Source organism: Tardiphaga sp. P4_G1 (genome assembly GCF_056401215.1).
The window spans coordinates 267,420-286,986 of sequence record NZ_JBFUJU010000003.1; the positions used below are offsets into that span (position 1 = coordinate 267,420).

Consider the following 19,567-nt stretch of genomic DNA (forward strand, 5'->3'; position numbering starts at 1 on the left):
GCAAGACTAACGCGTCGCGTTTCTGATCTTTCAAGTTCAGTAGCGTTGTGTGTGTACTGAGTAGAGTAAGCGTTGAGTAAAAGAGCCTGCTGTCATTAAAAGACAGCAGGCTTTTTTGTTTTACGTTGTCAGTTCACGCTGTCATTCATTACGGCTTCGCCCGCAAGAGCAAGCGCCCCCGGAATGACGAAGCTCAAAGAAAGCTCTGCGGATCGACATCGACTTCGAGCTTTAGATTGCCTGTAGGCTTTGGGCCGTGCGCCAGCCAGTCGCGGAGATAGTGCGACAGGTCGACATTGCGCGCCGACTTCACCAGCAGTCGAAAGCGATAGCGACCTTTGATCACGGCGAGCGGTGCTTCGGCGGGGCCGAGCACCATGATGCGCTCGTCGATCGGCGCTACGGAAGCGAGCTTGCGCGCATAGCCTTCGGTGGTCGGCCGGTCGCCGCCTGAGATGATCAGGCTCGCCAGCCGTCCGAAGGGTGGATAGCCGGCGCGCTCGCGGGCCTCGATCTCGCTGGCGTAAAACGCTTCGCGGTCGTTTGCGATCAGCGCCTTCATCACCGGATGTTCCGGCTGATGGGTCTGCAGATAGCCGACGCCGCGGCCCTGTTCACGTCCGGCGCGGCCGATGACCTGATTGAGCATCTGATAGGTGCGTTCCGCGGCGCGCGGATCGCCATTACCGAGGCCCAGATCGGCGTCGATGACGCCGACCAGATTGAGCCGCGGGAAGTTATGGCCCTTGGCCACGAGTTGCGTGCCGATGATGACATCGACACGGCCCTCTGCGATCTCGGTCAGCTCCGTGCGCATCGCATCGATCGACGTAATAAGATCGCTCGACAGCACCATGGTGCGCGCATCCGGGAACAGGCTCGCCGCTTCCTCCTGCAAGCGCTCGACGCCCGGGCCAACGGCGACCAGCGATTCTTCGGCCTGGCAATGCGGGCATTGATGCGGGCGATGCATCGAGAAACCGCAGTGGTGGCACACCAACCGCTGGCGAAAGCGATGATCGACCAACCACGCATCGCAGATCGTGCAGGCAAACCGGTGTCCGCAGCCGCGGCACAGCGTCAGCGGCGCATAGCCGCGGCGATTGAGGAACAGCAACGCCTGTTCCTTGCGCTCGATGGCGATCTGGATTTTCTCGGCGAGGCGCGGTGCGATGAAGCGGCCGCGCATCGGCCCTTCGCGGCGCAGGTCGATGGCTTCGATATGCGGCATGTGCTGGCCGCCGAAGCGCGATGGCAGCGCGATGCGTTGATAGCGCCCCTTGCGCGCGTTGACCTCGGACTCGACCGATGGCGTGGCAGAAGCGAGCACGATGGGGATCTTCGCAATCGATGCGCGCACCACCGCCATATCGCGGGCGTGGTAATGCGCGCCTTCGTCCTGCTTGTAGGCTTGGTCATGTTCCTCATCGACGATGATCAGGCCGAGTTTCGCGTAAGGCAGAAACAGCGCCGAACGCGCACCGACGATGACATGGGCCTCGCCATTGGCGATCGACGCCCAGTTGCGCGCGCGGGTGCGCGGTGTCAGTTCGGAATGCCACTCCAGCGGCCGCACGCCGAAGCGTTTTGAGAAGCGCTCGAGGAATTGCCCCGTCAGCGCTATTTCGGGCATCAGGATCAGCACCTGTTCCCCGCGCTTGATCACCTCGGCAACCGCCTCGAAATAGACCTCGGTCTTGCCGGAGCCGGTGACGCCGTCGAGCAAAGCGGCGTGAAAATCCCCCTTGGCGGCGAAGGTCCGCATCGCCTCGGCCGCGACGGCCTGATCGTCTGAAAAGTCCGGTTCGGCGAAGGTGGGATCAGGCGCCGGCGGCGGCAGCGCGCGGGGCATGGCTTCAATAGCAAGCGTGCCTTCATCGACGAGGCCGTCGATTACGCCTGCGCTGACGCCGGCCTCCTTGGCTGCCTCAGACTTCGCGTGCAGCAGGCCGTCCGACAGGATCTCGATCAGCCGTGCGCGTGCCGAGGTCATGCGCTTGGGCACTTCGCCGACCAGGCGGACGCCCATGCGCACGCGCTCTGGGCCGAGATGCTCGCCCATCCGCAGCGTCATCTTCATGACCATGCCGCGTGCGGACAGAGTGTAATTCGCCACCCAGTCGACCAGGCTGCGCAATTCCTGCTTCAGCGGGGGGACATCGAATTTCTCGCCAACCTCTTTCAGGCGGTTGTGCAGCCGCGGATCGGGATTGGTATTTTCCGCCCAAACCACGCCGATCACCTCGCGGGCGCCGAGTGGCACGCTGACAACATCGCCGGGCCGCAGATCGAGGCCACGAGGCACGCGATAGGAATAAGCCTGGTTCAGCGCGACCGGCACCAGCACGTCAACGACGCCAGACGATGTTTTGGTGCGCGCAGCTTCGTCCATCGGCGGAATCAGACTCGAAATGGGGTATCCGCTAACCTAAGCTCGCGGTGCGGGCCGGACCAGTGCCGGCTGTGTGGCCCGGTCTTATGACCGATGTGCCGCCACGACAATGAAGCAAGAACAATAAGTCAAAGGGAGAGTTACTATGGGCCACAGGCTCGCTGGGGCAATCGCCTCATTCGTCATGTTTTCTGCCGTCGTGATACCTGCGCTGGCGCAGGACCGGATGCCGCCGATCCCAGCCGACAAATACACCGAATCGCAGAAGAAAGCCGCCGAGGAGTTCGCCGGCGGCCGGGGCTACGAGGTCCGTGGCCCCTTCGTGCCGCTGATTCGCAGCCCGGAAGTCATGCTGCGCGCCAAGGCGATGGGCGATCATCTCAGGTTCAAGAGCGCACTGGCGCCGCGGCTCAGCGAAATGATCATCTTGATCACCGCACGCGAATGGACCCAGCAATATGAGTGGGTTGCGCATCATGACATCGCGATCAAGGCCGGCCTGCGCAACGACATCGCCGATGCGATTGCCGATGGCCGGCGTCCTGTTGGCATGGCCGAGGACGAAGAGGCCGCCTACGACATGTCGATCGAGATCCAGCGCACCAAACGCGTGAGTGATCCGACCTGGAACAAGGCCGTCGCCAAATTCGGCGAGCAGGGCGTCATCGATCTGCTCGGGATCAATGGCTATTACACCTTCCTGGCCATGGCCATGAATGCAGCGCGAACAGGCCTCCCGGCCGGTGTCGCGGAGCCCCTGAAGCGGTTCCCGGATTGACGATGCCGGCGGTTCACCAAAGTGAAACGAGCAGGGTGTGATAATCTCTGCCCGTTCGCGTACCGCGAACTGCAAGGCATTCCGATGGCCAAGCTTTCCGATAAAAAACCAAACGCACCCGCACCTATCGATCTCATTTGCGCCGATGCTGATGTCTCGCTGCAAATGACGCGCTGGCTGTCGCATTTGCGTGCCGAGCGACGGCTGTCGCCGAAGACGCTGGAGGCTTATGCGCGGGACGTCCGGCAGTTTCTGACATTTCTCGCCGAACACTGGGGCGCGCTCGTCTCGCTGCCGCGTTTCGCCAAGCTGGAGACCAGCGATATCAGAGCCTTCATGGCGGCGCGGCGCGGCGATGATATCGGCAGCCGCTCGCTGATGCGCGCGCTGGCCGGTCTACGGTCATTCGGTCGTTTTCTAGAGCGCGAAGGCAAGGGCAATGTCGGTGCGTTGTCCGCGATTCGCGCGCCGAAAATCGGCAAGAGCCTGCCGAAACCGTTGCAGATGGTCTCGGCCAAGCGCCTCGCCGATGCGGATGAGCGCGCGGGCGAAAATCGCGATCCGTGGATCTGGGCGCGGGATGCCGCGGTGATGGCGCTACTCTACGGGTCCGGCTTGCGTATCTCCGAAGCACTTGGCCTGAAGCGCCGCGACGTGCCGGCAGCCGGCGCGGGCGATGTGCTGATCGTCAACGGCAAGGGTAACAAGACCCGTATGGTGCCGGTGTTGCAGAATGTGCTGGAGCTCATCGCCGACTACGCCACGCAGTGTCCGCATCCGCTCCCTGCCGATGGCCCGATGTTCGTCGGCGCGCGCGGCGGCTCGCTCAGCCCTCGGATCATCCAGTTGACCATGGAGCGGATGCGCGGCGCGCTCGGCCTGCCCGACAGCGCCACGCCGCACGCGCTGCGCCATTCCTTTGCCACCCATCTGCTGACCCGCGGCGGTGACCTCCGCGCGATCCAGGAATTGCTCGGCCACGCCTCGTTGTCGACCACGCAGATCTATACCGGCATCGACACCGAGCGGCTGTTCGAGGTCTACAAGACCGCACACCCGCGAGCATAGGCTAGGCAAGCCCCAGCTGTAGTAGAAGTGTCATGAGCTGCCCCTTGCGAAGTCGCCGCGGTTCGGTCAAATCGACACATCGACCAACCGGAGGGGATTACGATGGGTGCGCACGAAAGTATGGAGCACGCGGAGCATGCCGAGCATGCGTCCGGCTCGAACAAGAATATTGCACTGCTGATTGCCGTGATCGCGCTGTTTCTGGCGTTCTCGGAAACCCTCGGCAAGGGTGCGCAAACCGAATCTATCAGCAAGAACGTCGAGGCATCCAACCTCTGGGCGTTCTTCCAGGCCAAAAGCATCCGCCGCACCGTCGTTCAGGCGACATCGGACCAGGCCAGGCTCAGCCTCGGCCTGATGGGTGACGATGCCGCCAAGGCCGCACTGTCCAAGCAGATCGACGACTGGAAGAAGACCGCGGATCGTTATCGCTCCGAGCCGGAGACCGGCGAAGGCTCCGAACAGCTCGCCGCCCGTGCCAAGGAAGCCGAGCATGCGCGCGACCTCGCAATGGCGCGTTATCATCACTATGAAGTGGCCTCCGCCGCATTCCAGATTGGCATCGTGCTGGCATCGGCCACGATCATCACCGGCATGATCGCGCTGGCCTGGGTATCAGGTGCACTGGCGATTGCCGGCGTCGCCTTCACCGCGATCGGTCTGTTCGCGCCGCATGCGGTTCATCTCATGTAATGACTTAAGCCGAAGCGGTCCGGCATAGCTGCAGGGCCGCTTCGGCAAACGCGCGCGGCGCCTCTTGGGGCACATTGTGGCCAACGCCCGCGATGACGCGGCGCTCGTAAGGGCCCGTAAAATACTGGCCGTGATTTTCGGAGTTATTTACTGGTCCAATGCCATCGTCAGCGCCGTGCAGCACAATGGTCGGAACATCGATCTTCGGCTGCGTTGCGAGTTGCGTTTCCAGGAAAGCATAATTTGGATCGCCGGCGACGCTGCCGGTACGGTGCATATAAGAGTGCACGACCACATCGACGAAGTCATCGTTGTCGAAGGCCGATGCCGAGCGCTCGAAGGTGGCGTCGTCGAACGCCCAGCTGGGCGACCACATCTTCCAGAGCAGTTTGGCTAGTGCGTCGCGGTTCTGGATCAGGCCGTTGCGGCCACGTTCGGTATGGAAATAATACTGATACCACTGTCGCGCTTCCTGCTCGGGAGCGGATGGCCGCGCCGCATTCGTCAGGTCCTGGATGTTGTAGCCGGTGCAACTGACGAGGCCGTGCACGCGTTCGGGCCATAGCGCCGAGACGACACAGGCCGCGCGGCCGCCCCAGTCATAGCCTGCGACAACAGCCTTGCCGATACGCAGCGCGTCCATCAGCTCCAGCAGATCCTGTCCGAGCGCAGCCTGTTGCCCCGAGCGGATGGTCGCGCTGGAAAGAAACCGCGTTGGCCCATATCCACGCAGATAGGGCACGATGGTGCGGAAGCCAGCGGTGTTGATGATGTCGACCGCGTCGTCATAGCCTCTGATGTCATAGGGAAAACCATGCATCAGCAGGACGGGTAGGCCGTCATTCGGTCCGCTATGTTCATAAGCAATATCGAGAAGGGGAGTTTGGATGCGTGCCAGTTCAGCCAAGTTGCTCTCCCGCTCGGTCTACCGTGCCGAATGCGCCCGATGACGCAGCCGTTGTACCAGCCGCATCCAACGCGACGATGAATTGGAGCGGAACATCGCCATCGTCGCCTTGATTCTTGCCGTCACAGGCGCGACCAATTCGCCGGCCCGGCGGCGGATGTCGAGAACGAATTCGTAGAGCTTCCGAAACCAGTTCATCTGCAACAGCTTCGGCCGTGTCACATCGAAGATGAACGCGGCGACGCCGACGCCGAGAAACTTGCTGAATACGATGAGTGCGAAAGCGCTGATCCAATACTGATGCATAAGCAGCCAGGCGCCGGCCAGTTTCAACGGAAACAGCAGGATCGCCGGAATAACAAACACGACCAGCGTCAACATTGGCGACAGCCGCGCGATTCGCGCGGCCAGCCATTCCTTGAATGCGCGCAGCGGTATCGCTGCAACGATGCGCGCGACGACCGGTTCGAGATGATCCCACAGCCACGCTTCGATCAGGAAGATCAAAGCGAGGAAGAACCATAGCGGCTGCAGCACGCGTCGCATCATGGTGTTCGTCTCCCAGCCGGCGTCGTGCCGGCCGTGACTCACATATGGATAGCGCGCTTGGCTACTGCAAATGCAGCTTCCTTCACCGCCTCGGAGCGGGTCGGATGGGCATGGCAGGTGCGGGCCAGATCTTCGGCGGAACCGCCGAATTCCATCAGCACGCAGGCTTCATGGATCATTTCGCCGACTTCGCGGCCGATCATATGCACGCCGAGCACGCGATCGGTCTTCGCATCTGCGAGAATCTTCACGAAACCATCGGTGGTCTGGTTGACCTTGGAGCGGCCATTGGCCGTGAACGGGAACTTGCCGACATTGTAAGCGATACCGGCAGCCTTGAGCTCTTCCTCGGTCTTGCCGACGGCGGCGACTTCCGGCGTGGTGTAGACCACGCCCGGGATCACGTCATAGTTCACATGACCGGCTTGGCCTGCAAGAATCTCGGCGCAGGCAACGCCTTCGTCTTCCGCTTTGTGCGCCAGCATCGGGCCGGCGACGACGTCGCCGATCGCGTAGATGCCCTTCACATTGCTTGAGAAGTGATGGTCGATCTTGACGCGACCGCGTTCATCGAGCTCGACACCTGCTTCCTTGAGGCCAAGCGCTTCGGTATAAGCGACGCGGCCGATCGCCACGAGAATCACGTCGGCTTCGATGGACTCGGCAGCGCCGCCCGCGGCTGGCTCGATCTGCGCCTTCAGTTTCTTACCGGACGTATCGACGCCGGTGACCTTGGCGCCGAGCTTGAAGGTCATGCCCTGCTTCTCGAGCATGCGCTGGAACTGCTTAGCGACTTCGCCATCCATGCCGGGCAGGATACGGTCGAGGAATTCCACGACGGTGACTTCGGCGCCGAGGCGGCGCCACACCGAGCCGAGTTCGAGGCCGATCACGCCGGCGCCGACCACGATCATCTTCTCCGGCACCTTGTCGAGGGACAGTGCGCCGGTCGACGACACGATGCGCTTCTCGTCGATCTCGATGCCCTTCAGCTTGGCGACGTCAGAGCCGGTAGCGATGACAATGTTCTTTGTCTCCAGCGTCTGGGCCTTGCCGTCGGCGCCGCTGACTTCGACCTTGCCGGTGCCGAGCACACGGCCGGTGCCCATCACGACGTCGATCTTGTTCTTCTTCATCAGGAATTCGACACCCTTGACGTTGCCGTCGATGCCTTGCTGCTTGAAGTTCATCAGCGCCGGAAGATCGAGCGTCGGGGCGGACACCTTGATGCCCATCTTGGCGAAGGAGTGGCCGGCTTCCTCAAAAAGCTCTGACGAATAGAGCAAAGCCTTCGAGGGCATGCAGCCGATGTTCAGGCAGGTGCCGCCCAGCGTGCTGTTCTTCTCGACGACGGCGACCTTCATGCCGAGCTGCGCCGCGCGAATCGCGCAGACATAACCGCCGGGTCCGGTGCCGATAACAACGAGGTCGTAAGAAGCCATGATGCAGTCCTGTATTGTCTTCAGATGATATGGGGTGTCAGAGCCTCAGCGGCCACCGGACACGTCGATAATGGTGGATGTGACGTAAGAAGCCTCGTCCGACAGTAACCAGACGATGGCATTGGCAACTTCATCCGCAGTGCCGACGCGCTTCATCGGTACGTTGACGGAAAGACGATGCGCGCGGTCCGGCTCGCCGCCTGACGCGTGAATATCGGTATCGATCAAACCCGGCCGAATGCCGGCAACGCGAATGCCTTCGGCTGCGACTTCGTGTCCCAATCCGATGGTGAAGGAATCGATCGCGCCCTTCGAGGCGGCATAGTCGACATAGGTGTTCGGCGCACCCAGTTTGGCGGCTACCGATGACAGATTGACGATGACGCCACCCTTGCCGCCATGCTTGGTCGACATCCGTTTCACGGCTTCGCGGGCGCAGAGAATGCTTCCGGTGACATTCACCGTCATCATGTTGGCGATGCGTTCGGCAGTCATCTGATCGACGCGGATGGAAGGGCCGACAATGCCGGCATTGTTGACCAGGGCGCCGAGAGGACCAAAGGCGTCCGCTGCCTTGAACAGCGCAAGAATGTCAGCCTCGGAGCCGACATCGCATTTCACCGCGATGGCCTTGCCGTTGGTCGCTTCGATCTTCGAAACGACCTCGTTGGCGGCGGCTTCGTTGCTGGCATAGCCGACGACGACCTTGAAGCCACGTGAGGCCGCCAGCAGCGCGGTGGAACGACCGATGCCGCGGCTTCCGCCGGTAATGATCACGACGTTGTCGCTCATGCGTCGCTCCCGGTGAGTGCGGCGTTGAAGGACCAGATGTGTCCGAACGGATCGCGAATGGTGCCGTAGCGGGCCCCCCAGAAAACATCCTGAGGCGCCATCACGACTTCTGCTCCCGATGTTTCCGCGCGGGCGATCGCGGCGTCGACATCTTCAGGCTTGGGCAGATTGATATTGATCGTCATGCCGGCGCCGCCGCGGGTCTGCGGCGACAGGATGTGGCCACCAAACTCGGGAAATTCGTCATGCAGCATAACTTCGCTGCCGAACATTTCGAGATTGGCGTGCATGACCCGCTTGCCGTCGTCGGCCATTGCGTGGAACGAACACTTCGCGCCAAGCGCCTTCTCATAGAAGGCAATGGCTTCAAGCCCACCCTTGACGCAAAGGTGGGCCTGAATTGGCGGAGGGTTCGGTCCGAACGCCATGGCGACCTCGGGTTAGAGATCCAGAACGAGACGGGCCGGATCTTCCAGGCTTTCCTTGACGCGAACGAGGAATGTCACGGCTTCCTTGCCGTCGATGACGCGGTGATCGTAGGACACCGCCAGATACATCATCGGGCGGATCTCGATCTTACCGCCGACCACGACCGGACGTTCCTGGATCTTGTGCATGCCGAGGATGGCCGACTGCGGTGCGTTCAGGATCGGCGTCGACATCAGCGAACCGTAGATGCCGCCATTGGTAATGGTGAATGTGCCACCCTGCATTTCGTCGATCTTGAGCTGGCCGTCGCGGGCGCGCTTGCCGAAATCCGCAATGGTTTTTTCGATGTCGGAGATCGACTTGGTATCGCAGTCGCGCACCACGGGAACGACGAGGCCCTTGTCAGTGCCAACGGCAACGCCGACGTGATAGTAGTTCTTGTAGATCAGGTCGGAGCCATCGATCTCGGCGTTCACGGCCGGAATATCCTTCAACGCCTGCACGCAGGCCTTGGTGAAGAAGCCCATGAAGCCGAGCTTGGTGCCGTGCTTCTTCTCGAACACATCCTTGTACTGCGAGCGCAGTGCCATCACGTTGGTCATGTCGACCTCGTTGAAGGTCGTCAGCATCGCTGCGGTGTTCTGCACGTCCTTGAGGCGACGCGCGATGGTCTGACGCAGGCGCGTCATTTTCACGCGCTCTTCGCGGGCAGCATCGTCAGCGGGTGACGGCGCACGTACCTGCACGGCGGCGGCAGACTGATTGATCGGCGTGGGTGCCGACGCAGCCTTTTCGATCGCAGCGAGCATGTCGCCCTTGGTCACGCGGCCATCCCTGCCCGAGCCGGGGACGGTGGCGGCATCGATGCCGCTCTCGGCCGAGATCTTGCGGACCGACGGCGCCAGCGGCGCATCGACGGGTGCAGACTTTTGAGCGGGAGCAGGCGTAGCAGCGGCGGGTGCGGCGGCCGGAGCCGGGGCAGCGGGCTTCGCGGGAGCTGCAGCCGGCTTGGCGCCGCCGGCACCATCGGTGATCTGGCCGAGCAGTGCGCCGACGGCCACGGTCTCGCCGTCCTTGGCAACGATCTCGCCGAGCACGCCAGCGGACGGCGCGGGCACTTCGATCGTGACCTTGTCGGTCTCGAGTTCGACCAACGGCTCGTCAACGGCGACGGCATCGCCGGCCTTCTTGAACCAGCGGCCGATGGTGGCTTCCGTCACGGATTCGCCGAGCGTGGGAACGCGAATTTCAGTCATTGTCTATTTCCTCTTGTGGCGTGGCGACCCGCTCGGTCATCCCTGCCTGAACTTAAAATCAATGGGGATATGCGAATGCCCCGCGGGTGCGGGGCATTCGCCAACAGAATGGAGGCTTAGCCGAGCGCTTCGTCGAGGAAGGCCTTGAGCTGGGCGAGATGCTTGGACATCAGGCCGGTGGCGGTCGCCGCAGATGCGGCGCGGCCGGCGTAACGCGGACGCTTGTGGGTGGCGTTGATCTGGTTGAGCACCCATTCGAGATACGGCTCGATGAAGTGCCAACCGCCCATGTTGCGCGGCTCTTCCTGACACCAGACGAATTCCGCGCCCTTGAAGCGGGTCAACTCCTGCACCAGCGTCTTCAGCGGCACCGGATAGAGCTGCTCGATGCGCATCAGGTAGACATCGTCGATGCCACGCTTCTCGCGCTCCTCGTAGAGGTCGTAATACACCTTGCCGGAGCACAGCACGACGCGACGGATCTTGTTGTCGGCGGTGAGCTTGATCTTCTCGTCCGGCAGCTTCTCCGCATCGTCGAACAACACGCGGTGGAACGAGGTGTCGGCACCGAGTTCGCTCAGCTTCGATACCGCACGCTTGTGGCGCAGCAACGACTTCGGCGTCATGACGATCAGCGGCTTGCGAATCTCACGCTTCAACTGACGACGCAGCATGTGGAAGTAGTTGGCCGGAGTGGTCGGATACACCACCTGCATGTTGTCTTCCGCGCACATCTGCAGGAAACGCTCAAGGCGTGCGGAGGAATGCTCCGGCCCCTGGCCTTCATAGCCATGCGGCAGCAGGCAGACGAGGCCCGACATACGCAGCCACTTGCGTTCGCCCGAGGAGATGAACTGGTCGAACAGCACCTGTGCGCCGTTAGCGAAGTCGCCGAACTGCGCTTCCCAGATGGTCAGAGCCTTCGGCTCGGCCAGCGAGTAGCCATACTCGAATCCGAGCACGGCTTCTTCGGACAGCAGCGAGTTGATGACCTCGTAGTGACCCTGGTCGGGCTTGAGGTGGTTGAACGGCGTGTAGCGGCTTTCGTCTTCCTGGTCGAACAGCACCGAATGGCGCTGCGAGAAGGTGCCACGCTCCGAGTCCTGGCCGGACAGCCGAACATGGTGGCCTTCTTCCATCAGGGTACAGAATGCCAGCGCCTCGCCGGTCGCCCAGTCAATGCCTTCGCCACTGTCGATCGCCTTGGCGCGGGTGTCGAGGAAACGCTGCACCGTGCGGTGAACGCGGAAGCCATCGGGCACCTTGGTGATCTTGGCGCCGATCTCCTTCAGCGTCTTGACGTCGACGCCGGTCACGCCGCGACGGGGATCTTCCTCCTGGTCGGCATATTTGAAGCCGGCCCACTTGCCGTCGAGCCAGTCAGCCTTGTTCGGCTTGTAGCCGGCGCCGGCTTCGAGCTCGGCATCGAGACGGGCGCGCCAGTCGGCCTTCGCCTTGTCGACTTCGCCTTCGGTCATCACGCCATCGGCGATGATGCGCTTGGCATAGATATCCAGCGTCGACTGATGCGCGCCGATCTTCTTGTACATCACCGGCTGGGTGAACGCCGGCTCGTCGCCTTCGTTATGGCCGTGGCGGCGATAGCAGAACATGTCGATGACGACAGGCTTGTGGAACTTCTGCCGGAACTCGATCGCGATCTTGGCGGCGAACACCACCGCTTCCGGATCGTCGCCGTTCACGTGGAAGATCGGAGCATCGATCATCTTCGCAACATCGGACGGATAGGGCGACGAACGGGAGTAACGCGGATAGGTGGTGAAGCCGATCTGGTTGTTGACGATGAAGTGGATCGAACCGCCGGTGCGGTAGCCCTTCAGGTCCGACAGCGCAAAACATTCCGCGACCACGCCCTGACCTGCGAAGGCCGCATCGCCATGCATCAGCAGAGGCAGCACGGAAATGCGCTGGTCTGGCGGATCACCATTCTGGTCCTGCTTGGCGCGGACCTTTCCGAGCACCACGGGATCGACGATTTCAAGATGCGACGGGTTCGCCGTCAGCGACAGGTGGATATTGTTGTTGTCGAACTCGCGATCCGACGAGGCGCCGAGGTGATACTTGACGTCACCCGAGCCTTCGACCTCGTCCGGATTGGCCGAACCGCCCTTGAATTCATGGAACAGCGCGCGGTGCGGCTTGCCCATCACCTGGGTCAACACATTGAGGCGACCGCGATGTGGCATGCCGACGACGATGTCACGGACACCCAGGCTGCCGCCGCGCTTGATGATCTGTTCCAGCGCCGGGATCAGTGATTCGCCGCCGTCGAGGCCGAAGCGCTTGGTACCGGTGAACTTGACGTCGCAAAACTTCTCGAAGCCGTCGGCTTCGACCAGCTTCTGGAGGATGGCGCGGCGGCCTTCCGGCGTGAAGCTGATTTCCTTGTCCGGGCCTTCGATACGTTCCTGGATCCACGCCTTCTGCGCGCGGTTGGAAATGTGCATGAACTCGACGCCGAGGGTCTGGCAGTAGGTGCGCTGCAGGATCGCAACGATCTCGCGCAGCGTGCCGTATTCGAGGCCGATGACGTTATCGAGGAAGATCTTGCGGTCGTAGTCGGCATCGGTGAAGCCGTAGGAGCGCGGATCGAGCTCCTCGTGATCCTTCTGGCCTTCGATGCCCAGCGGATCGAGATTGGCGTGGAAATGGCCGCGCATGCGGAAGGCGCGGATCAGCATCAAGGCGCGTACCGAATCGCGGGTCGCCTGATTGATGTCGCCGGTCGGGGCGGCAGCACCGGGCTGCGCGGTCTTGGCGGCGAGCTTGGCACCCATCACCTTCTCGACCTGGGCCCAGTTGCCGTCCATGGCGGAGGTCAGGTCGTCCTTGGGCGTCAGCGGCCAGTTGGCCTTCTCCCAGGACGGGCCTTCGGCGTTCTTCTGAACGTCGGCGGGCGAGTCCTTCAGGCTCTTGAAGAACTCCTGCCACTCGGCGTCGACCGAGGAGGGGTCCTTTTCGTAACGGGCATAGAGGTCGTCGATGTAAGTGGCGTTTGCGCCTTGCAGAAATGAGGAGAGTGCAAAGGCGGCGTTCGCGTCCTGGCGAGACATGATGGCGTCCTGATTTGGTATCGCGCGGAAATTTTAACGAGGGCTGATCCGGTTGCCGGACCATCCTAAAGTCGAGCGAGCTTCTACCCTATTTAATCCGAATGTGCGCCCTGAAAAGCACGAAGAACTGAATATTTCGTCAATTCTTTGTGCGCGAGATTTTGTCCGCTGATTTCAGTCGACGACACTGAGGTCTTCCTTGGCCAAAGCGGCAGCGCCGCCTTGCAGTCCGGCGCGTCGGGTGCGGCGGATTTTGGGCGGTCCGCAGGCCTCGTCGAGCAGGGCATTGGCGGCCATGCCGGCGGCGTCTGCCACGGTCGGGTCGCGGGTCACCATGGCGGCGACGATGGCGCCGTCCATCAAGAGGCCGATCTGGTGCGCGAGAAAGTCCGGCTTCTTGGCGCCGGCGGCCTCGGCCAGTCCGGAGATGTGCTTGAGAATGAACGACTTGTGCCGGATCGTGATGTCACGCAGTCGGGTCTCGTCCTTGGAGTGTTCACCGACCGCATTAATGAAAACACAGCCATAATAGGTCTCTTCGGCAAACCAGCCCTTCAGCGCGGGGAAAATCGAATCCAGTTTTTCACGCGGAGTTCTGGCGCGTTCCACGGCGGCAATGAACCAGCCGCGCCAGGTCTCGCTCTCCGCCCTGAGCACGGCGTCGACCAGGTCGTCCTTGGATTTGAAGTTTTTGTAGAGCGTGGTTTTGGCCGTACCGGCCTCGCTGACGATGGCGTCTATGCCGGTGGCATTGATGCCATTCTTGCAGAACAGCCTTGTCGCCGCGTCCATCAGCCGCTCCCGCGGCGTCACCTGCGGAACATTGCTTTCGACAGCCTGCGGCATCGCATCAGTCATGCCCTGTCATATGTCATGGCGCGCGCGCGGCGCAAGCGATCATCGGTTCCTGACCAATATTCGAGCGGGTAAATACGCTTTTGCCGCGCTAAGCGGCAGTTCAGCCTGTGCCCCATTTTGCGTCAATTACGCAACTCGCTGATCCCACGATGATTTTTGCATCAGCCGACGCTGGCACGGTTTCTGCAAAGCTACAGAACGTTCTGTATCTTGCCATCTTTCCAAGGGAGAAAACCAATGACTGCTGTTGCCGCCAAAACCGCCCTGACCGGCTGCCTCGCGCCGATCGACAAAGGCGGCCTCGAACAGCTGATCGCCAACGGCAAAGCCAATCCCAATGTCATCAAGACGCTGAAGTGCAAGACGGTGGCCGAGGGCAAGTTCCGCCACGCCAACTACATCCGCAATCTGCCGCCCTATATCGTCGATGAGCCACCAGCCCTGCTCGGCGACGACACCGCGCCGAATCCGTCAGAGGCGTCATTGGCGGCGCTTGGCTCCTGCATCGCCGTCGGCCTGCACGCAAATGCCGTGCATCGTGGTTGGACCGTCAACAAACTCGAACTGCAGCTCGAAGGCGATCTCAACATCACTGCCGTCTGGGGCACCGGCGATATCAGCGAGAAGCCGGTCGGTTTCACCGATGTGCGCATCAAGGTCGACATGGAATGCGAAGGCGTTCCCCAGGCCGAGATCGATGCGCTGATCACCCACGTCAAGAAATGGTCGCCCGTCGCCAACACGTTTACGCGCCCGGTCAATCTCGAAGTCTCTGCCTGAATGTGAGTTAGCGCGGCCGCAGCGATGCGGCCGCAGTCTCTCTTCCTTGTGCGTGACGGAGGTCGACATGACCACGACGGCAGTGCTGCGGAAATCTGACGATATTGAAGGGGCCGGCGACACACCGTCGCTCGTTGAACGAATAGCTGTCGTCGCGCGCACCGATCTTTCACCAATAGTTTTGGAGATCGATGAAGGCACAATCTATCCAGATCGTGCGCTACGTCATCTCGGCGATGTCGGTGCCTGGTCGGCACACGCGGATCTCGGCGAGACGATCGCGGGCATCACCACCATCGGCGAGACCTGCGGCTCCACGGCCTTCATGGCGTGGTGCCAGAACACGCTGGTCTGGTACATCCTCAACTCCGACAACGCCGCGCTGAAGGCGAAGTATCTGAGCGATGCCGCGAGCGGCAAGCTGCTCGGCGGCACGGGCCTCTCCAATCCGATGAAGAGCTTCTTCGGCATCGAGAAGCTCAAGCTGAAAGGTCGCCGCACTGATGGCGGCTATATCGTGCGCGGTGCTCTGCCATGGGTGTCGAATCTTGGTCCCGACCACATGTTCGGCACCATCTTCGAACTCGATGACGGCTCCGGCGAGAAGGTGATGTTCCTCGCCGACTGCGCCGACGAGAATCTCTCGCTGACGCCATGCAAGCCGTTCCTTGCCATGGATGGCACCGGCACCTACGCCGTGCAATTCCGCGACGTCTTCATTCCCGACGATCAGGTGCTCGCGGCACCGGCGATGCCGTTCGTGAGGAAGATTCGCGCCGGTTTCATCCTGATGCAGATGGGCATGGGCCTTGGGCTGGTGCGCGATTGCGTTGCTATCATGCATAGCGTCAAGCCGTCGCTCGCCCACGTCAATTGCTTCCTGCCGCAGCAGCCCGAGGATTTCGCCGGGCTTCTCGCGAAAATGGAGGCCGAGACGATGATGCTCGCCGCCACACCCTTTGACACGAGCAATGCCTATTGGCGCAGCGTCGTCGAACTGCGTCTGCGCGCCGGCGACGCCGCCGTCGCCGCAGCCCATGCAGCGATGCTGCATTGTGGCGCGCGCGGCTATCTCAAATCGCACCGCGCCCAGCGCCGACTGCGCGAAGCCTATTTCGTGGCGATCGTCACCCCCGCCACCAAGCAGCTCAGAAAAATGCTCGCAGACAATGCGCGCGAATATCAGGGAGACCAGGGCGGGGCGTGATCCCGATCATGCAAATGATCCCGATCACGCGAACGGAAAGCGAATTGACTTAAGTCACGGCGAAACGACAGGCGATCCAGCACAAACGACTCAACAACGACGGTTCAACACAGTGGAGGCTTTCAATGGCTGAAGTTCTCATTTCCGCAGACGACCTCGTCACGTTCATGAAGTCAGAACCTTGTGTCATCATCGACACGCGCAATCCCGACGCCTATGCGGCCGGGCATATCCCCGGCGCCGTCAATCTCCATGAGATCTTTACGTTCCTCGCCACCTCGACGCCCGAAGGTATGGACGAGTTGAAGAAGAAGTTCGCTGCGGCCTTCGGCGGTGCCGGCCTGTCCGGCAGCGAGACTGCGGTGATCTACGAACAGTCGATGAATTCGGGCTTCGGCCAGTCCTGCCGCGGTTACTTCCTGCTGGAGTTTCTCGGCTATCCCAGGATCAAGGTCCTGCATGGCGGCTTTGAAGCCTGGACCATGAAGGGCCTGCCGACCACCACGGACGTTCCGACGCCGACGGCAGCATCCTTCGTCATCAAGCCGGAAGCCGGTTCGATCCTGATCGATGCGGGCACCATGCAGGGCGCGCTCGGCAATCCGTCGATCGCCATCCTCGACGTACGCGATGTCGACGAGTGGATCGGCGAAAGCTCGTCGCCCTATGGCAAGGATTTCTGCCCGCGCATGGGCCGCATTCCCGGCGCCGTCTGGATCGAGTGGTACCGCATGATGAAGCCGACATCGGAAGGTCCGCGCTTCAAGTCGAAGAACGAGATCCTCGCCGAATGCGCGACTGTCGGGATCACGCCGTCGACCACTGTCTATCTTTACTGCTTCAAGGGCGCACGCGCGTCGAACACGTTTCTCGCGCTAAAGAACGCCGGCGTGGCTGATGTCCGGATGTATTTTGGTTCGTGGAACGAATGGTCGCGCGATACGAAGTATCCAATCGAGGAAGGTTTGCCGCTGGTTGGCGAGAAGCAGGCGCAGGCGGCGTAGAACTCCAGTGTCCTCGCCCGGCCGGGCGCGCACTTGGACCGGGCGATCCAGTCAGAGTGTCAAAACAAAAGGCCCGCTCTCGCGAGCGGGCCTTTCTTTTCTCAACTCTGCCGAGCTCAGCTTAGCCCTTCAGCACATCAACCAGCGTGGTGCCGAGGCGGGCCGGTGATGGCGAGACACGGATGCCGGCGGCTTCCATGGCTGCGATCTTCGACTGGGCATCGCCCTTGCCGCCGGAGACGATTGCGCCGGCATGGCCCATACGACGGCCGGGAGGTGCGGTGACGCCGCCGATAAAGCCGACCATCGGCTTCTTGCGGCCGCGCTTCGCTTCGTCCTTGATGAACTGTGCCGCGTCCTCTTCCGCCGAACCACCGATTTCGCCGATCATGATGATCGAGGTGGTCTTGGGGTCGGCCAGGAACATCTCGAGCACGTCGATGAACTCGGTGCCCTTGACCGGGTCGCCGCCGATGCCGACTGCCGAGCTCTGGCCGAGGCCGGCCTGGGTGGTCTGGAACACGGCTTCATAGGTCAGTGTGCCGGAGCGCGACAGGATGCCGACGCTGCCGGGCTTGAAGATGTTGGCCGGCATGATGCCGATCTTCGACTCACCAGCGGTGACGACGCCCGGGCAGTTCGGCCCGATCAGGCGCGACTTGGAGCCGGACAGCGAACGCTTGACGCGCACCATGTCGAGCACCGGAATGCCTTCGGTGATGCAGACGATCAGCGGAATCTCCGCGTCGATGGCTTCGCAGATCGCGTCTGCTGCGCCCGGCGGCGGCACATAGATCACGGATGCATCGGCGCCGGTCTTGTCGCGGGCTTCGGCCACGGTGTCGAACACCGGCAGGCCGATATGCGTCGAGCCGCCTTTGCCCGGCGAAGTGCCGCCGACCATCTTGGTGCCGTAGGCAATCGCCTGTTCGGAGTGGAAGGTGCCGTTCTTGCCGGTAAAGCCCTGGCAGATGACCTTGGTGTTCTTGTCGATCAGGACGGACATCGGCTTACTTTCCCTTCACGGCGTTGACGATCTTCTGAGCGGCGTCGTCGAGATCGTCGGCGGGCAGAACGTTGAGACCGGATTCACGGATGATCTTCTTGCCTTCCTCGACATTCGTACCTTCGAGGCGGACAACCAGTGGCACCTGGAGGCCGACAGCCTTCACTGCGGCGACAACGCCGGCAGCGATGACGTCGCATTTCATGATGCCGCCGAAGATGTTGACCAGGATGCCCTTCACGTTCGGATCGGCAGTGATGATCTTGAACGCTGCGGTCACCTTCTCCTCGGAAGCGCCGCCACCGACGTCGAGGAAGTTGGCCGGGCTTTCGCCATAGAGCTTGATGATGTCGAGCGTGGCCATTGCGAGGCCGGCGCCGTTGACCATGCAGCCGATGGTGCCGTCGAGCGCGATGTAAGCGAGGTCATATTTCGACGCCTCGATTTCCTTGGCGTCTTCTTCGGTGGTGTCGCGCAGCGCGACGATTTCCGGGTGACGATACAGCGCGTTCGAGTCGAACGACATCTTGGCATCGAGGCACTTGAGTTCGCCCTGCTTGGAGATGATCAGCGGATTGATCTCCAGCATGTCCATGTCCTTGGCGATGAACGCGGTGTAGAGCTGCGACACCAGCTTCTCGGCCTGCTTGGCGAGATCGCCCTTGAGGCCCAGCGCCTGCGCCACGGTGCGGCCGTGGTGGCCCATCACTCCGGTGGCTGGATCGACCGAGAAGGTCACGATCTTGTCCGGGGTGTTGTGCGCGACTTCCTCAATGTTCATGCCGCCTTCGGTGGAAACCACGAAAGCCACGCGTGAGGTCTCACGGTCGACGAGCAGCGAGAGGTAGAATTCCTTCTCGATGTCCGAGCCGTCTTCCAGATAGATCCGGTTGACCTGCTTGCCCGCCGGGCCGGTCTGTTCGGTCACGAGGGTCGCGCCGAGCATTTCCTTGACGAACTGCTTGGTCTCGTCGATCGACTTGGCGAGGCGGACGCCGCCCTTGTCGCCGGCCGATGCTTCCTTGAACTTGCCCTTGCCGCGGCCGCCGGCGTGGATCTGGCTCTTCACCACCCACAACGGACCACCCAGCTGCTTGGCGGCAGCTTCAGCTTCCTCGGCCTTGAGGATTGGCACGCCCTTGGAAACGGGCACGCCGAATTCCTTCAGCACGGCCTTCGCCTGATATTCATGGATATTCATAAGTTGCTCCCGAACCCCGGATGGTGAACTTGGAATTCACGTCATTTTCTTTGAACTGGCATACCGTATACCAAGCATGCTGCAAGTCAAAGCCGACGATAATTCCGCGTGACGGACGAATTGGCTGAGGG

17 protein-coding genes are annotated in these 19,567 nt (G+C 61.7%); 6 read left to right on the forward strand and 11 right to left on the reverse strand.

Features of this window, described 5'->3' with window-relative positions; genetic code table 11:
• Nucleotides 1–193 precede the first annotated feature (193 nt).
• Nucleotides 194–2,392, reverse strand: a complete 2,199-nt coding sequence (locus AC1DUY_RS08930) for a primosomal protein N' (protein ID WP_478113688.1) — start codon at nucleotides 2,390–2,392, stop codon at nucleotides 194–196.
• Nucleotides 2,393–2,537: 145 nt separating this feature from the next.
• Here AC1DUY_RS08930 and AC1DUY_RS08935 point away from each other — a divergent pair, with 145 nt between their 5' ends.
• The 3 genes from AC1DUY_RS08935 (at nucleotide 2,538) to AC1DUY_RS08945 (ending at nucleotide 4,931) form a co-directional block, all read left to right on the forward strand.
• Entirely contained in the window at nucleotides 2,538–3,170 is a 633-nt protein-coding gene (locus tag AC1DUY_RS08935) for a carboxymuconolactone decarboxylase family protein (RefSeq protein ID WP_246297922.1), read from the forward strand.
• Between the two features lie 84 nt (nucleotides 3,171–3,254).
• Nucleotides 3,255–4,238, forward strand: a complete 984-nt coding sequence (locus AC1DUY_RS08940) for a tyrosine recombinase XerC (RefSeq protein ID WP_478113691.1) — start codon at nucleotides 3,255–3,257, stop codon at nucleotides 4,236–4,238.
• 102 nt (nucleotides 4,239–4,340) lie between these two features.
• Nucleotides 4,341–4,931: a DUF4337 domain-containing protein gene (locus tag AC1DUY_RS08945; RefSeq protein WP_068730131.1), complete on the forward strand. Its 591-nt coding sequence runs from the start codon at nucleotides 4,341–4,343 to the stop codon at nucleotides 4,929–4,931.
• A 4-nt stretch (nucleotides 4,932–4,935) separates the two neighbouring features.
• On the opposite strand, the gene AC1DUY_RS08950 is transcribed toward AC1DUY_RS08945, so the two are convergent.
• The 8 genes from AC1DUY_RS08950 to AC1DUY_RS08985 all read right to left on the reverse strand — a co-directional run bounded on the left by AC1DUY_RS08950 (nucleotide 4,936) and on the right by AC1DUY_RS08985 (nucleotide 14,238).
• The gene (locus AC1DUY_RS08950) at nucleotides 4,936–5,829 is read right to left on the reverse strand and encodes an alpha/beta fold hydrolase (protein ID WP_478114032.1); all 894 of its coding nucleotides are present in this window, start codon (nucleotides 5,827–5,829) and stop codon (nucleotides 4,936–4,938) included.
• 27 nt (nucleotides 5,830–5,856) lie between these two features.
• On the reverse strand, nucleotides 5,857–6,387 hold the full coding sequence (locus tag AC1DUY_RS08955; protein ID WP_068730456.1) for a hypothetical protein: 531 nt from the start codon (nucleotides 6,385–6,387) through the stop codon (nucleotides 5,857–5,859).
• A gap of 38 nt (nucleotides 6,388–6,425) precedes the next feature.
• Nucleotides 6,426–7,829, reverse strand: a complete 1,404-nt coding sequence (gene lpdA / locus AC1DUY_RS08960; RefSeq protein WP_478113693.1) for a dihydrolipoyl dehydrogenase — start codon at nucleotides 7,827–7,829, stop codon at nucleotides 6,426–6,428.
• Between the two features lie 45 nt (nucleotides 7,830–7,874).
• A complete protein-coding gene (locus AC1DUY_RS08965) occupies nucleotides 7,875–8,621 on the reverse strand; it encodes an SDR family oxidoreductase (protein WP_478113695.1) in 747 nt (248 codons plus the stop codon).
• Nucleotides 8,618–9,049, reverse strand: coding sequence for a VOC family protein (locus AC1DUY_RS08970; RefSeq protein ID WP_120287625.1), 432 nt, complete (start codon nucleotides 9,047–9,049; stop codon nucleotides 8,618–8,620). The genes AC1DUY_RS08965 and AC1DUY_RS08970 overlap by 4 nt, the downstream gene beginning before the upstream one ends.
• Nucleotides 9,050–9,061: 12 nt before the next feature.
• Nucleotides 9,062–10,306: a 2-oxoglutarate dehydrogenase complex dihydrolipoyllysine-residue succinyltransferase gene (gene odhB / locus AC1DUY_RS08975; RefSeq protein WP_478113697.1), complete on the reverse strand. Its 1,245-nt coding sequence runs from the start codon at nucleotides 10,304–10,306 to the stop codon at nucleotides 9,062–9,064.
• Between the two features lie 116 nt (nucleotides 10,307–10,422).
• Nucleotides 10,423–13,380 carry a 2-oxoglutarate dehydrogenase E1 component gene (locus AC1DUY_RS08980; RefSeq protein WP_478113699.1) on the reverse strand — a complete coding sequence of 986 codons (2,958 nt, stop codon included), beginning with the start codon at nucleotides 13,378–13,380 and terminating at the stop codon, nucleotides 10,423–10,425.
• Between the two features lie 174 nt (nucleotides 13,381–13,554).
• Entirely contained in the window at nucleotides 13,555–14,238 is a 684-nt protein-coding gene (locus AC1DUY_RS08985) for a TetR/AcrR family transcriptional regulator (protein WP_478113701.1), read from the reverse strand.
• 237 nt (nucleotides 14,239–14,475) lie between these two features.
• Between AC1DUY_RS08985 and AC1DUY_RS08990 the strand changes: the two genes are divergently transcribed.
• From AC1DUY_RS08990 to AC1DUY_RS09000, 3 genes are all read left to right on the forward strand, one after another.
• The gene (locus AC1DUY_RS08990) at nucleotides 14,476–15,018 is read left to right on the forward strand and encodes an OsmC family protein (protein ID WP_089263266.1); all 543 of its coding nucleotides are present in this window, start codon (nucleotides 14,476–14,478) and stop codon (nucleotides 15,016–15,018) included.
• Nucleotides 15,019–15,085: 67 nt separating this feature from the next.
• On the forward strand, nucleotides 15,086–16,225 hold the full coding sequence (locus AC1DUY_RS08995) for an acyl-CoA dehydrogenase family protein (RefSeq protein WP_478113703.1): 1,140 nt from the start codon (nucleotides 15,086–15,088) through the stop codon (nucleotides 16,223–16,225).
• 125 nt (nucleotides 16,226–16,350) lie between these two features.
• Nucleotides 16,351–17,229, forward strand: coding sequence for a sulfurtransferase (locus AC1DUY_RS09000; RefSeq protein ID WP_478113705.1), 879 nt, complete (start codon nucleotides 16,351–16,353; stop codon nucleotides 17,227–17,229).
• Nucleotides 17,230–17,350: 121 nt separating this feature from the next.
• Here the strand turns inward: AC1DUY_RS09000 and sucD are convergent, their stop codons facing one another.
• Nucleotides 17,351–18,235, reverse strand: coding sequence for a succinate--CoA ligase subunit alpha (gene sucD / locus AC1DUY_RS09005; protein WP_093757749.1), 885 nt, complete (start codon nucleotides 18,233–18,235; stop codon nucleotides 17,351–17,353).
• Nucleotides 18,236–18,239: 4 nt separating this feature from the next.
• Nucleotides 18,240–19,436, reverse strand: a complete 1,197-nt coding sequence (gene sucC, locus AC1DUY_RS09010; RefSeq protein ID WP_089263274.1) for an ADP-forming succinate--CoA ligase subunit beta — start codon at nucleotides 19,434–19,436, stop codon at nucleotides 18,240–18,242.
• Nucleotides 19,437–19,567 lie beyond the last annotated feature (131 nt).

What these genes read in the sequence shown, in the direction of transcription:
- AC1DUY_RS08930 (WP_478113688.1), bottom strand. Translation starts at nt 2,392, where the DNA reads ATGGACGAAGCTGCGCGCACCAAAACATCGTCTGGCGTCGTTGACGTG.
- AC1DUY_RS08935 (WP_246297922.1), top strand. Translation starts at nt 2,538, where the DNA reads ATGGGCCACAGGCTCGCTGGGGCAATCGCCTCATTCGTCATGTTTTCT.
- AC1DUY_RS08940 (WP_478113691.1), top strand. Translation starts at nt 3,255, where the DNA reads ATGGCCAAGCTTTCCGATAAAAAACCAAACGCACCCGCACCTATCGAT.
- AC1DUY_RS08945 (WP_068730131.1), top strand. Translation starts at nt 4,341, where the DNA reads ATGGGTGCGCACGAAAGTATGGAGCACGCGGAGCATGCCGAGCATGCG.
- AC1DUY_RS08955 (WP_068730456.1), bottom strand. Translation starts at nt 6,387, where the DNA reads ATGATGCGACGCGTGCTGCAGCCGCTATGGTTCTTCCTCGCTTTGATC.
- lpdA (WP_478113693.1), bottom strand. Translation starts at nt 7,829, where the DNA reads ATGGCTTCTTACGACCTCGTTGTTATCGGCACCGGACCCGGCGGTTAT.
- AC1DUY_RS08965 (WP_478113695.1), bottom strand. Translation starts at nt 8,621, where the DNA reads ATGAGCGACAACGTCGTGATCATTACCGGCGGAAGCCGCGGCATCGGT.
- AC1DUY_RS08970 (WP_120287625.1), bottom strand. Translation starts at nt 9,049, where the DNA reads ATGGCGTTCGGACCGAACCCTCCGCCAATTCAGGCCCACCTTTGCGTC.
- odhB (WP_478113697.1), bottom strand. Translation starts at nt 10,306, where the DNA reads ATGACTGAAATTCGCGTTCCCACGCTCGGCGAATCCGTGACGGAAGCC.
- AC1DUY_RS08980 (WP_478113699.1), bottom strand. Translation starts at nt 13,380, where the DNA reads ATGTCTCGCCAGGACGCGAACGCCGCCTTTGCACTCTCCTCATTTCTG.
- AC1DUY_RS08985 (WP_478113701.1), bottom strand. Translation starts at nt 14,238, where the DNA reads ATGACTGATGCGATGCCGCAGGCTGTCGAAAGCAATGTTCCGCAGGTG.
- AC1DUY_RS08990 (WP_089263266.1), top strand. Translation starts at nt 14,476, where the DNA reads ATGACTGCTGTTGCCGCCAAAACCGCCCTGACCGGCTGCCTCGCGCCG.
- AC1DUY_RS08995 (WP_478113703.1), top strand. Translation starts at nt 15,086, where the DNA reads ATGACCACGACGGCAGTGCTGCGGAAATCTGACGATATTGAAGGGGCC.
- AC1DUY_RS09000 (WP_478113705.1), top strand. Translation starts at nt 16,351, where the DNA reads ATGGCTGAAGTTCTCATTTCCGCAGACGACCTCGTCACGTTCATGAAG.
- sucD (WP_093757749.1), bottom strand. Translation starts at nt 18,235, where the DNA reads ATGTCCGTCCTGATCGACAAGAACACCAAGGTCATCTGCCAGGGCTTT.
- sucC (WP_089263274.1), bottom strand. Translation starts at nt 19,436, where the DNA reads ATGAATATCCATGAATATCAGGCGAAGGCCGTGCTGAAGGAATTCGGC.